9 protein-coding genes are annotated in these 13891 nt (G+C 33.4%); all 9 read left to right on the forward strand.

The window, feature by feature from the left end; translation table 11 throughout:
* Positions 1-35: 35 nt before the first annotated feature.
* On the forward strand, positions 36-4268 hold the full coding sequence (locus Ollyesu_RS12075; RefSeq protein WP_279301477.1) for a MopE-related protein: 4233 nt from the start codon (positions 36-38) through the stop codon (positions 4266-4268).
* A gap of 98 nt (positions 4269-4366) precedes the next feature.
* Positions 4367-7192, forward strand: a complete 2826-nt coding sequence (locus tag Ollyesu_RS12080) for a pitrilysin family protein (protein ID WP_279301478.1) — start codon at positions 4367-4369, stop codon at positions 7190-7192.
* A gap of 166 nt (positions 7193-7358) precedes the next feature.
* Positions 7359-7724: a hypothetical protein gene (locus Ollyesu_RS12085; protein ID WP_279301479.1), complete on the forward strand. Its 366-nt coding sequence runs from the start codon at positions 7359-7361 to the stop codon at positions 7722-7724.
* 131 nt (positions 7725-7855) lie between these two features.
* Positions 7856-8923: an alkene reductase gene (locus tag Ollyesu_RS12090; protein WP_279301480.1), complete on the forward strand. Its 1068-nt coding sequence runs from the start codon at positions 7856-7858 to the stop codon at positions 8921-8923.
* Between the two features lie 205 nt (positions 8924-9128).
* On the forward strand, positions 9129-9455 hold the full coding sequence (locus Ollyesu_RS12095) for a hypothetical protein (protein ID WP_279301481.1): 327 nt from the start codon (positions 9129-9131) through the stop codon (positions 9453-9455).
* 1 nt (position 9456) lies between these two features.
* A complete protein-coding gene (locus Ollyesu_RS12100) occupies positions 9457-9879 on the forward strand; it encodes a PepSY-like domain-containing protein (RefSeq protein ID WP_279301482.1) in 423 nt (140 codons plus the stop codon).
* Positions 9880-10054: 175 nt separating this feature from the next.
* Positions 10055-10276, forward strand: coding sequence for a hypothetical protein (locus tag Ollyesu_RS12105; protein ID WP_279301483.1), 222 nt, complete (start codon positions 10055-10057; stop codon positions 10274-10276).
* Positions 10277-10307: 31 nt separating this feature from the next.
* Positions 10308-11534, forward strand: a complete 1227-nt coding sequence (locus tag Ollyesu_RS12110; protein ID WP_279301484.1) for an NAD(P)/FAD-dependent oxidoreductase — start codon at positions 10308-10310, stop codon at positions 11532-11534.
* A 138-nt stretch (positions 11535-11672) separates the two neighbouring features.
* Positions 11673-13853, forward strand: coding sequence for a response regulator (locus tag Ollyesu_RS12115; RefSeq protein ID WP_279301485.1), 2181 nt, complete (start codon positions 11673-11675; stop codon positions 13851-13853).
* Positions 13854-13891: the final 38 nt, after the last annotated feature.

A 13891-nucleotide genomic window follows, 5' to 3' on the forward strand; every position in this document is an offset into this window, starting at 1 on the left:
TAGTCAATAATTTTTATTAACCAAACCAACCAATTATGAAAAAATCAACCCTTTTTCAGGTGTTTGTCGTGGCCTTTTGTTGCCTAATGTTGACAAACATACACGCACAAAATTCAGGTATTTTTAGTAGTTATGTTATTCTAGATGAGAATAACACAGGTAATTCGTTTTACAAGCTATTTAATGCCTCAGATGGAACAACTCCAAATTTTCAAAACAAACTCTTTCTTATTTTTAGTAATTCAGAAAGTCTTGTTTTGAAAGGATTTGAAAACAAAACGTTTCAAATTAATGGAGACCAAGTACAAGATGTAAGATTACATTATCGAGTATATTTAGAGGGTGATCCTTCACCTCCTGCTTTTAGTGAAATTTCATTAAACGTAAACGGTCCAAATGATTCGTTTATAGGTGGAAATGATACACTATGGCTAATAAATAATCTTAACATTGATCTTATTCAAGGTCTAGCTAACGGATTTTATGTCTTTGAAGTCTACTCTTCTGCTTTCATTACATATCCTGGTGGTAGTTACACCTATTTTATAAGTGACTTTGGTAATAATTTTAAAGCAAACATTAGGATAGAAAGAGGAGTAACTTGGTATGCTGATACTGATGGAGATAGTTATGGTGATCCAAACAATACAATAGTTTCTGTGAGTCAACCAATTGGTTATGTCCAAGATAATACCGATTGCGACGATACAAATCCTAATGTTAATCCTGGAGCTATTGAAATTCCATGTGATAATATAGATAATAACTGTAACGGAGGAATTGATGAAAATAGAAAAGATGCTGATGGAGATGGTTATGATGAATGTGTGGATTGTGATGATTTTAATGCTGCAATAAATCCAGGTGCATTAGAATTACCATGTGATAACATAGACAACAACTGTGATGGAAATATTGATGAAACCAGAGTAGACGCTGATGGTGACGGATTTGATGAGTGTGTTGATTGTAATGATAATGACGCAACAATTTTTCCAGGAGCTGTAGAATTACCATGTGATAACATAGACAACAACTGTGATGGTAACATTGATGAAACTAGAGTAGACGCTGATGGCGATGGGTTTGATGAATGTGTTGATTGTAATGATAATGATGCATCAATTAATCCAGGAGCTGTAGATATAGCTTGTGACGGTATTGATAACAACTGTGATGGAAACATAGACGAAACTGTGGTAGATGCTGATGGAGATGGTGTCACTGAATGTTTTGACTGTGACGATAATAACGCAGCAATCAATCCTGGAGCTACAGAAATTTGTGATGGCATCGATAATAACTGTGATGGTAACATCGATGAAGGTTTGACTTTTGATGCAGATGGAGATGGCTACACTTCAGTAGGCTCTTGTTCTGGCTCTGCAAATGATTGCGATGATAATAACGCAGCAATCAATCCAGGAGCTACAGAAATTTGCGACGGAATCGATAATAACTGTGATGGTAACATCGATGAAGGTTTGACTTTTGATACAGATGGAGATGGCTACACTTCAGTAGGTTCTTGTTCTGGCTCTGCAGATGATTGTGATGATAATAACGCAGCAATCAATCCTGGAGCTACAGAAATTTGTGATGGTATCGATAACAACTGTGATGGTAACATCGACGAAGGATTGACTTTTGATGCAGATGGAGATGGCTACACTTCAGTAGGTTCATGTTCTGGCTCTGCAGATGATTGTGATGATAATAACGCAGCAATCAATCCTGGAGCTACAGAAATTTGCGACGGAATCGATAATAACTGTGATGGAAACATTGACGAAGGTTTCGACCAAGATGGAGACGGATTCACTACCTGTCAAGGTGATTGTGATGATTCAAATGCGTTAATTAGTCCTAACGCAACAGAAGTGTGCGACGGAATAGATAACAACTGTGATGGTAACATCGACGAAGGTTTCGACCAAGATGGAGACGGATTCACAACGTGTCAAGGCGATTGTGATGATAACAACGCAGCAATCAATCCTAACGCAACAGAAGTGTGCGACGGAATAGATAACAACTGTGATGGTAACATCGACGAAGGTTTCGACCAAGATGGTGACGGATTCACTACCTGTCAAGGTGATTGTGATGATTCAAATGCGTTAATTAGTCCTAACGCAACAGAAGTGTGCGACGGAATAGATAACAACTGTGATGGTAACATCGACGAAGGTTTCGACCAAGATGGAGACGGATTCACAACGTGTCAAGGCGATTGTGATGATAACAACGCAGCAATCAATCCTAACGCAACAGAAATGTGCGACGGAATAGATAACAACTGTGATGGTAACATCGACGAAGGTTTCGACCAAGATGGTGACGGATTCACTACCTGTCAAGGTGATTGTGATGATTCAAATGCGTTAATTAATCCAAACGCAACAGAAGTTTGCGACGGAATAGATAACAACTGTGACGGTAACATCGACGAAGGTTTCGACCAAGATGGAGACGGATTCACAACGTGTCAAGGCGATTGTGATGATAACAACGCAGCAATCAATCCTAATGCAACTGAAGTTTGCGACGGAATAGACAATAACTGTGATGGTAACATCGACGAAGGTTTTGATCAAGATGGTGACGGATTCACTACCTGTCAAGGTGATTGTGATGATTCTGACGCAAATTCATATCCTGGTGCTCCAGAAGTGTGTGATGGTATAGATAACAACTGTGATGGTAACATCGACGAAAGTTTCGACCAAGATGGTGACGGATTTACAACCTGTCAAGGCGATTGTGATGATAACAACGCAGCAATCAATCCTAATGCAACTGAAGTTTGCGACGGAATAGATAACAACTGTGATGGTAACATCGACGAAGGTTTCGACCAAGATGGTGACGGATTTACAACCTGTCAAGGGGATTGTGATGATTCAAATGCGTTAATTAATCCAAACGCAACAGAAGTTTGCGACGGAATAGATAACAACTGTGATGGATTAGTTGATGGAGATGATCCAAATGCAATAGGATTACCTGATATTGTTATTACTGAATCACCACTTGGAGATTTCTGTCAAGGTGTTGCAGAATTAACCGTTAATGTATTAAATGCATCAGACTTTAGTTCAATAAGTTATAGTTGGTCTAATGGTAGTACTGATAGTTCGATAATAGTGTATGATAATAACACGTATACTATTACAGTAACAGGTAATAGTGGTTGTACAACAACATCTAGTTATATGTCTAATGCAGTAGCATCAGATAATATATCTGGTTATGTTATGTTAGCTAAAAAAGAAGTTCATTTGAAAAAAACCACTGTAAATGGTGGAGGAGTAGGAGTTGTCAATAATGGTAAAAAAGCTAAAGTTAAAGACAATACTTCTGTCTTTAGTTTTGTTAAAGCCGATCAAATAGATACTGATAATTCAAGCTATATACAACAAAGTATATTTGACAATGCTTCGCTAACATTACCAACATTCTATTATAACACTGCAGATGATGATTGTGAAATTGATTTAACTGTTCCAGAAAATCAAACAATTACAATCAACTCAAATACGTATGATGATGTAAAAATTAAAAAGAATGGTACACTAATTATTGATATGACAGAGGTTTACATTCATAAATTAGACCTTGAGGATGGTGCTTCAATCATATTTAATCAATCCTGTTCAGTAATTATAGATCATGAGATGGATGTAAATGATAAATGTACAATCGATAGTAATGGATATGGTATTATATTCTATGTTGAGAAAAAAGTTAAAATTGATAGAGGAAGTACTATTGATGCTAATATTTATTCTCAAAAAGAAATTAAAGTCAAAGGAAACAACAATGACCACACGACAATGATGGGTATATTTATTTCTGAATATAAAATCAAATCAGAAAAATATGTAGATTGGTATCCTAGTTCTGTTTGCAATACTATTCCAGTTCCTAATAATCCTGTACCTTGTAATGATGACGATGATGACGATGATGACGATGATGATGATGACGATGATGATAAAGTAGCACAGATTAATAAAATTAAATTGTATCCTGTACCTGCTAAATCTACATTAAACATTAATCTAAATAGTTTTACTAAAGGAACAGCTAAATATTTCATTAGTAATATTAGAGGTAAAACAGTGTATTACAAAGAATTGATTGTAACAAAAGGTAATAATACTATTACGGTTGATATATCAAAACTACCTGAAGGTGAATATATTTTCACATTAGTATTAGACGGAAATAGACTTCAGAAAAAGTTTATCAAACAATCCAATTAATAATTAATTTAATTTTTTAAAATCAAAAACAGCTTTGAGTCTTTTAAAGCTGTTTTTTTATTGATTATCTTTAAACCGCAATCAAAAAAACTATAACAATGCGTACACTTAAATTATCAATTGTCATCACTACCTTAATATTATTCTCGTGTGGTACAAATAATTCGTCTACATTTAACAGCACAGACGATTTCAAAATCGATTACGAAAAATTCACATTGGATAATGGCTTAGAAGTAATTTTACATGAAGACCATTCAGATCCTATAGTAGCTGTCGCAACTTTAATGCATGTAGGATCTAACCGAGAAAAACCAGGAAAAACAGGATTTGCTCACTTTTTTGAACACATGTCCTTTAACGATTCAGAAAACGTGCCAGTTGGAGCTAACCGAAAAATGATTCCAGAATGGGGTGGAAGTCGTAATGGTGGAACATCAAACGACTACACAGTGTATTACGAGGTCGTACCAAAAGACGCTTTCGAAAAAATCATGTGGATAGATTCTGACCGTTTTGGCTATATGATTAATACAGTAACCGAAGCTGCTTTAGAACGCGAAAAACAAGTGGTTAAAAACGAAAAACGCCAACGTGTCAATAATGCACCTTATGGCTATACAGACGAAATTATTAGAAAAAACTTATATCCAGAAGGACATCCTTACAATTGGACAGTTATTGGTGCTTTACCAGACTTACAAGCAGCTACTATTGATGATGTTAAGGAGTTTTACAAGCAATATTATGGTGCGAAAAATGCATCATTAGTTATTGCAGGAGATATAGATGTAGCAGAAACCAAAAAGCTAGTAGAGCAGTGGTTTGGCGAAATCCCAAGTGGTCCAGATGTTGAAGAACTAAACATAGATCCTGTTGTTTTAGAAAATACTAAATCTCTTTATTTTGAAGATAATTTTGCTAAACTACCAGAACTTAGAATGGTCTACCCAACTGTTAAAAATTATCATGAAGATTCTTATGCATTAAATATTTTAGGCGAAATGCTTAGCGGAAGCAAAAAATCGCCTTTATATAACGTTATTGTTGAAGAACAAAAATTAGCGCCTCGTGTTGGCACTTATCAAAGAAGTAGTGAGTTAGCTGGAGAATTTGTGTTTAGAGTACGTGCCAATGCAGGAAAAGATTTAGATGATGTAAAAACAGCTATCGAAGAAGGTTTACAACGCTTTGAAACAGATGGTGTAAATACAGACGATCTAAAACGTATCAAAGCAGAGCTAGAAACTAATTTATATCAAGGCGTTAGTACAGTTTTAAATAAAGCCTTTCAATTAGTACAGGATAACGAATTTAAAGGTGATCCTGGTTTTATCACACAACGTGCTAAATTAACCAATGCTGTGACAGCAGAAGATATCATGCGTGTTTATAAGCAATACATTAAAGACAAAAACTATGTCATGACTAGTGTAGTCCCAAAAGGAAAATTAGATTTAGCGGTTACAGATAGCAAACAAGCTACGGTTTGGATTGAAGAAGTAAAGCAAGATGTAGCTAACGAAGAAGTAAGCCAAGGTGAAGAAGCTGTTTATGAGAAAACACCAAGTAAATATGATAGAAGCGAACCTCCTTTTGGCGAATTACCTGTCTTTAAATCTCCTGAAATTTGGAAAGGCGAATTAGATAATGGAATGGCTCTTTACGGAATAGAAAATAACGAAGTCCCATTAGTACAGTTTGATATTACGATTCCTGGTGGTCAATTATTAGATCCAAAAGATAAAGAAGGTGTGGCCAACTTATTTAGCGATTTAATGATGCAAGGAACAAAAACTAAGACTGCAGCAGACTTAGAAGAAGCTATAGGCTTATTGGGCGCACGAATTAACATGTATAGTGCTAGTGAAGACTTACATATTACTGGATCTTGTTTAACTAAAAATTTAAATGAAACCATTAAACTAGTCAAAGAAATTATACTAGAGCCACGTTGGGATCAAAAACAATTTGACCGATTAAAACAAGCATTAGAAACTAGCTTAAAAGGTAGCGAAGCTAATCCAAATGCAATCGCATCCAACGTGTATAACCAATTAATATACGGACAGGATAGTCGTTTTGGGATTAATGGTGCTGGTACTTTAGAAAGTACAAAGGATATAACAATGGATGATTTAAAAGCCTATTATAAAAACTTATCTCCAAAAGACGCAACGTTTCATATAGCTGGAGCCATTAATGAAGCACAAACTGTTGAGGCATTAAAACCATTAAAAGCTTGGAAAGGGGAGCGTATATCTGTTCCTAATGTAGATGTAAAACCAAAAAATACAGGTGGAACGTTATATTTTGTAGATGTACCAGATGCTAAACAATCGGTTTTATACATTGGTAAATTAGCACTTTCTGCTAAAGATGAAGAGGCTAATAATCTAGATTTTGGAAACGAAATTCTAGGAGGTGGTTCCAGTGGACGCTTATTTCAAACTTTAAGAATTGGAAAAGGTTATACTTACGGAGCGTATTCTAGTATTTCTGAACGTGAAGCTGTAAGTCCGTTTACTATCAGAACAAGTGTACGTGCAAACGCCACTTTAAAATCTTTAGAGATTATAAAAGATATGGTTAACGACTATAAGAACAGTTTTACAAACAATGAAGTTGAGCTAACTAAAAATAAAATCCTAAAAGGAAATACCAGAGCTTATGAGAGTCTTGGTGCACAACTAGGTATTTTAAGACGCATTAGTAAATACGATAGATCCGATAACTTTTTAGATCAAGATCAAGACGAATTAATGACTATGACTTTAGAAGATTATAAAGCCATTATTGATAAATATATCACAGAAGAAGATATGGTGTATTTGGTTGTTGGTGACAAAGCCACTCAATTTGAGCAGGTCAAACAATTAGGTAAACCTGTTGTAGAATTGGATATTTACGGTAATAAAATATAACCAAATAATTATAATATTTAAAAAAGCACAATGACATCATTGTGCTTTTTTTATTTAAATACTCTAAAATGAAAATCTTGTAAGCAACATTAAAAATTATATAATACCAGAAGTACCGTTTATAGTGATCTTTGTATCAACAAATTATTAACCAAAAAATATGATTATGAAAAAGATACTATTCATTTTAGCATTATTAACAACTTCTTTGAGTTTTGCTCAAGACACGTATACTCAAAAAAACACTGAAGTTTTTGATAAAGAAGCCCAACAAATTACCAATGCCTATAATAAGCAATTAGCATTAGATGCTAATCAGTTTCTATTATTCGAACAAAAAGTAGAAGAGTTTTTAATTACCAGACAGACAATAGAAAGCAACTTTAAAGGAAAAGAAAAACTGGTCAGATTATTTAATATGCAACAAAAAGAAACTGCAGAAATGGGAGACATCCTAACCAGACCACAATTGGAGTTGTATAAACAAATTAAAAGCGATATTCAACCTTTAGATAAGGTAGATACCGAGTAGGACTACAACTGCAAACCGATTAACATAATCGGTTTTTTTTATCTTAAAATTTTATTAATACATATTAAAGTTAGTTAAAAGAGTTGATAATATCTTCCATGGTAACTATCTTTAATCTAAAACAATACATTATGACATTATACGAACCTTACAAATTAAAAAATATCACTCTAAAAAATAGAATCGTCATGGCACCAATGACTCGCTCTCGTGCAATAGATAATATACCTAACGATTTAATGCGTGAGTACTACACTCAAAGAGCAGGAGCAGGATTAATTATTACTGAAGGAACTTCACCATCCGTAAATGGATTGGGATATCCAAGAATACCTGGTGCATTTAGTCCAGCACAAATTGAAGGCTGGAAATCCGTTGCAGAAGGTGTCCATAATAATAATGGAAAAATCTTTGTGCAATTAATGCATTGTGGACGTATTTCAGCATCAGAAAATATTCCAGAAGGCGGAGAAGTGATTGCGCCAAGTGCTGTTAAAGCAGATGGAGAAATGCATACAGACTCTAAAGGAAGTGTTCCTCACGATACACCTAGAGCCATGACATTAAAAGATATACAAATTACGCAAAATGAGTACGTAAATAGTGCAAAAAAACTAATAGACGCTGGTATTGATGGTGTAGAGCTTCATGCAGCAAATGGCTATTTATTAGATCAGTTTTTAAATCCAAAATCTAATGTAAGAGACGATGATTATGGTGGGAATTTTGAGAACAGAGCACGATTTGTGTTAGAAACTGCAGAACAAGTAGTAAACGCTATTGGTGCAGAAAAGGTTGGTATTAGAGTATCACCTTATGGAGCTATGAACGATTTACAACATGATTACGACGACTTAGTAGAACTCTACAATTATTTAGCGCTACAATTAAGAGCATTAGGCATAGCTTACATCCACATCGTAGACCACACAGGAAGTATGGGTGCACCAGATTTTAAAACAGATATAAAAGCGACAATAAAAGGAGCCTTTATCGGAACAGTTATCTCTGGTGGAGATGTCGATAGCGAAACAGATGCTCAAAAGGTAATAGATTCTGGAATGGACTTGGTGTATGTTGGAAGACCTTATATTTCTAACCCTAATTTAGTTGAAAAATTTAAGAATAATAAAAACTTAACCAATCCTAAACAAGATTTATTCTACACACCTGGAAAAGAAGGATATACGGATTACTAAGATATAACATCATATTAATACTAAAAGACTGTCCTAATAGACAGTCTTTTTTGCTTGTGACATAATAAGCTTTACACTCCAATTAAAGCGTATTTTGCATCAATCTGTAAATCTTATAATGATCTGCTAAAATTGTATAATGTAATTCACGTAAAGTAATCACATCTTTGTAGTAACCATTTACTAACCGTAAAAACTATAAATTATGAAAGTAACACACATTATATTCAGCTTACTATTTGTCTTAGTGACTACGCTAGCAATATCAAAAGAAGGACTTAATAAAACTAATATTAGTACAACAGTAACTAAAAACGTTGTATTTGATGGTTATGAAGGAAATATATTTTACTTCACAGATACTAATGATAATGTTGTTATTATTGAAGCACTAGAAGCTAGCAATATCCTAGATAATTTACAACAAAACAATCATGTTGGTGAAGCTTTTAATCTTCAGTTAAAAGATTTAAAAGATGACAATATGTACAGCGAAATACAAATAACAGCAATTAATCCACTAAAAAAATAATATGAGAACATTCCAATTTATCCTAATCGCACTGATAGTATTTAGCTGTCAAAATACCGTTAAAAGTCAAGTTCCTAAAGAGGTGCAAAGTAATTTTGAATCTAAATATCCAGGCGAAAATGATCCAGATTGGGAAACAGACTCAAATGGCAATTATGAAGCTCATTTTAAGAAAAAAGGAGTAAAATACAGAGCCGATTTTAGTCCAAATGGTCAATGGATAGAAACTGAAACCAATATTGATAAAGACGATTTGCCAAAAGCTATAAAACAAGTGATTAAAGAGCAATACGGAAGTGAAGACATCACAGAAGTTGAGCTTGTCGATAGTGCCACTAAAGGAACCTTTTACGACGTCGAGTTTAAACAAAAAGGAAAAAATATGGACGTTATGTTTAGGGCAAATGGCGAGATTATACAATAATTATATAACTAACCCGAAATGCTAACCCAGTATTAAAGCTACTTTTTAAGTAGCTTTTTTTTATAATTATCTTGTAAAAGTATACTGTTTTCTTAAAATTTTATTAATTATTGAACCAATAATTAATTACATTATTTTGTTTAACTATATTTATATAAAATTAAACAAAAATATTATGGAACTTTTAATTAATGAAGCATTAGAATTTGAAAAAGCTAAAATGAGTCATATGTCAACAAGTGACAGAGTAGTAGCTTCAAGAGAAGCTAAACGTCTAATTTTAGCAATAAACGAAATCTACAAGCAAAATAAAGACCATTCATTAATGGATATAATGAAGCGTTTAACTGCAAAGAAAAAGAAAATTGAAGTGCGTTTAAAAGGAAGACTAGTGTAATACAAAGCCTTTTTTAGAACTTTAAAACATAATGATAACCAACAAAAAAATCACCATTATTGGTGCTGGAATAAGTGGACTAATAGCTGCTTTAGAACTAGAAAAAGCAGGTGTTAGTCCTACTATTATTGAATCTACAGATAGAGTAGGTGGTCGAGTTAAAACAGATCGTATCGAAGGTTATCAACTAGATCATGGTTTTCAGGTGTTACTTGAAGCGTATCCTAAAGCTAAAAAGTATCTAAACTATAAACATTTAAATCTGCAAAAAATAAAGCCAGGAGCTGTTATTTTTAAAAACGGAACACAAACTACAATTGGTGATCCATTAAGAGATATGTCTCTTCTTATCCCAACACTATTAGCTAAGGTTGGTTCTATAAAAGACAAATTAGCCATTCTAAAGCTTAATATTGAGCTTAAAAACAAATCTATTGATGAGATTTTTGAAGCTGAACAAATCACAACCCTTCAGTATTTAAAGCACAAGGGATTTTCTGACCGAATCATTAAAAACTTTTTTAAACCGTTTTTTAGTGGAATTTTCCTTGAGACAGAGCTACGTACCTCAAGCGTCATGTTTCAATTTGTATATAAGATGTTTGGCGAAGGATTAGCAGTCATCCCTAAATCTGGTATTGAAGCAATTCCTTATCAGTTATTATCACAATTAAAAAACACTAACATTTTATACAATACCAAAGTAAAACGTGTAGAAGACAAACGTATTATTTTGGATGATGATTCAGTTATTAATACAGATTTGACCATTATAGCTACTGAAGCTTCAAAATTATTGAAAGAAGATAAAAATATAAGTTGGAAATCTTGTGACACGATTTATTTTGAGGTTGATAAAAACACTTTAAAAAAACCAATTATTGGACTAATTGCAGATGACAATGCACTTATCAATAATATATTTTTTACAACAAGTATTGCCACTAACACTACTAATACGTCACATCTATTATCGGTAACTGTTGTTAAATCTCACACACTTAACGAAACCGAATTAATTAATACAGTAAAAAGCGAATTAAAAACCCATTGCAATATTTCAACAAAACGATGTATTAAACGTTATCAAATAAAACAAGCGTTACCAGACTTGAAACAGGTTAGTCATTCAAATAAAAATTCACAATACACATATTCAGATTCTATTTATTTAGCAGGTGATACGCTACTAAATGGATCATTAAATGCTGCCATGAGTAGTGGAGAAGCAGTTGCAAAATTAATCATAAACAACTGACATTCAGCGTGCAAAAATTGTATGTCTTCTAATCAATGATGCATTTTTTTTATAAAGTATTAGCGACGATACTTTTATAGTATCTATTAATTATGTACTTTTAAAATTCCTTGAACTACGTAACCTAAAACTAATGTTGTGAAGACAGTCGCACTCTTCATTTATTTTTCGCTTTGTTGTACCTCAGTGTTTTGTCAAAAAAATATTGAAGAACAACGTGTTGTCAAGGATAGCATCCAAATGCTAATTGATCTTGCCAGTAAAGATATTCATGCCAATAATTTTGAATCCGCATTATATTTTGCCACTCAAGCTGTAGACTTATCCTATAATATCGAAGATAAAAGTCTAAAAAGTGATGCGTATGCCTGCTTAGGAAATAGTTACCAGATTGCAGAGGATTACATGAATTCTGAAAAATACTTCAAACAAACCTTAGAGTTAGCCCAAGCATCAAATAATACACATTCTGTTGTTGCAGCATTAAATGGTTTGGGTAATGTGCAATCGTCGTACTACAATAATATAGATAAAGCCATCCAATATTTTGAAGAAGCTGCAAGCTATGTTAAACTAATGGATAGTCCGTCTGGTGTTTTTGTTAACGCTATGAATATGGCATCCATGTACACAGAATATAACAAAAGCGCCAAAGCATTAGAGTATTTAAAACTAGGAGAGGAGCACTACAAAGACATCGAAGAGGTACCTTCTGTGTATACCTTAACGTTGTATATAAATTATGCCGACTATTATAAGCAAACCAACCAGTTAGATACCGCTTTAGAGTATTATGACAAAGCTTTAGTCATTGCAAAAAAAGACCGATTTTTTACTGATATTATTGACATTAGTCGTTCTAAAAGTGAAATTTATGAAGCTAGAGACGAACTTGAAAAAGTCATCGAACAACTGCGTTATATCGAAGACAACAAGTACATCTATATTGAAGCGGAGACCAAAAAGCAAATCAAAGAAATTAGTGCGCAGTTTAAGTTAAAAGAATATGAGCAGGAACTGGTGGTTTCCAAATACGAAGCCCAACTGTCCAAATCTAAATATAAAACCAGCTTACTAACAGGCTTATCTATATTAACTGGACTAATCATTCTGTTTTTCTTCTTTTACAGATTTAAAAGCAATAAAAAGAAACGAGAGCTTCAAGCCAAAAACCTTGCTCTAAAAGAAGCCAAAGACAATGCCGAAAAACTAACCCAATTAAAATCAGAATTACTGACCAATATTAGTCACGAGTTAAGAACACCTTTGTATGGTGTTATTGGCATCACCTCAATGTTAATGGAGGATGAGGCAGTTAATAAAAAACACTCGAAGTTACTACGATCGTTACAATTTTCTGGAGATCACCTTAAAAATTTAGTCAATAATATTTTAAGAATAAGTGATATCGAATCAGAGAAAATTGTCCTTCAAAAAACCAATGTTAATTTATATAAATTAGTAAATAATATTGTGGATTCGCTACAATTTCAAGCGGAAGAAAAGCATAATACTTTAGAGTTGACTATCCCAAAAAGCTTGAACAAACAATATTATATTGATGGCTTCAGGCTATCGGAAGTATTGATTAATATTATTAGTAATTCTATTAAATTTACTAATAATGGACATATACAAGTTGAGATCTCTAAAGATCAAGTGGATTTAACTAGTGAAACCTTAATATTTAAAATTTCTGATACAGGTATTGGGATTCCGTTAGAAAAACAGGACTTGATTTTCGAAAACTTTAAGCAAGCTGTACAAGACGAAAATACGTCTTATGGAGCAGGATTGGGCTTACCTATAGCCAAGTATTTACTAGAAAAAATGGATAGTAAAATCTATTTAAGTAGTCAAGAACATCAAGGAACCGTTATTAGTTTTAGAGTTACTGTTGAAGTCTCAAAACAGCAAGCAGATGATGTTGCACTACAACAAAGCTTTAAACCGTTAAAAGTACTAGTAGTAGAGGATAATAAAATTAACCAAATGGTAACCCAAAAGCTTATTTTATCTATTGGTCATGATTGTAAAATAGCCGAAAACGGACTAGAAGCAGTCAAAGCTTGCCAAAACGATAATTTTGACTTAATCCTTATGGATTTAAATATGCCACAAATGAATGGTTTTGAAGCGTCCGAAAAGATTAAAATACTAAAACCAAGTACTAAAATTGTCGCATTAACTGCATTAGAAATTAGCGAAGTCAAACAACGCTGTTTTGATTTAGGTATGGAAAGCATTATTAATAAACCGATTAGTAAAACTCAGTTAGCTGAGATTATAGATATTAATACTGTACAACAGGTTGGTTAAATCAAGTATCTTATTTTTTGTACTTTAACCTTATGAAA

The organism is Olleya sp. YS, from assembly GCF_029760915.1.
GTDB lineage: Bacteria > Bacteroidota > Bacteroidia > Flavobacteriales > Flavobacteriaceae > Olleya.

Coding starts and splice junctions, on each gene's coding strand:
- Ollyesu_RS12075 (WP_279301477.1), top strand. CDS start 36: ATGAAAAAATCAACCCTTTTTCAGGTGTTTGTCGTGGCCTTTTGTTGC.
- Ollyesu_RS12080 (WP_279301478.1), top strand. CDS start 4,367: ATGCGTACACTTAAATTATCAATTGTCATCACTACCTTAATATTATTC.
- Ollyesu_RS12085 (WP_279301479.1), top strand. CDS start 7,359: ATGAAAAAGATACTATTCATTTTAGCATTATTAACAACTTCTTTGAGT.
- Ollyesu_RS12090 (WP_279301480.1), top strand. CDS start 7,856: ATGACATTATACGAACCTTACAAATTAAAAAATATCACTCTAAAAAAT.
- Ollyesu_RS12095 (WP_279301481.1), top strand. CDS start 9,129: ATGAAAGTAACACACATTATATTCAGCTTACTATTTGTCTTAGTGACT.
- Ollyesu_RS12100 (WP_279301482.1), top strand. CDS start 9,457: ATGAGAACATTCCAATTTATCCTAATCGCACTGATAGTATTTAGCTGT.
- Ollyesu_RS12105 (WP_279301483.1), top strand. CDS start 10,055: ATGGAACTTTTAATTAATGAAGCATTAGAATTTGAAAAAGCTAAAATG.
- Ollyesu_RS12110 (WP_279301484.1), top strand. CDS start 10,308: ATGATAACCAACAAAAAAATCACCATTATTGGTGCTGGAATAAGTGGA.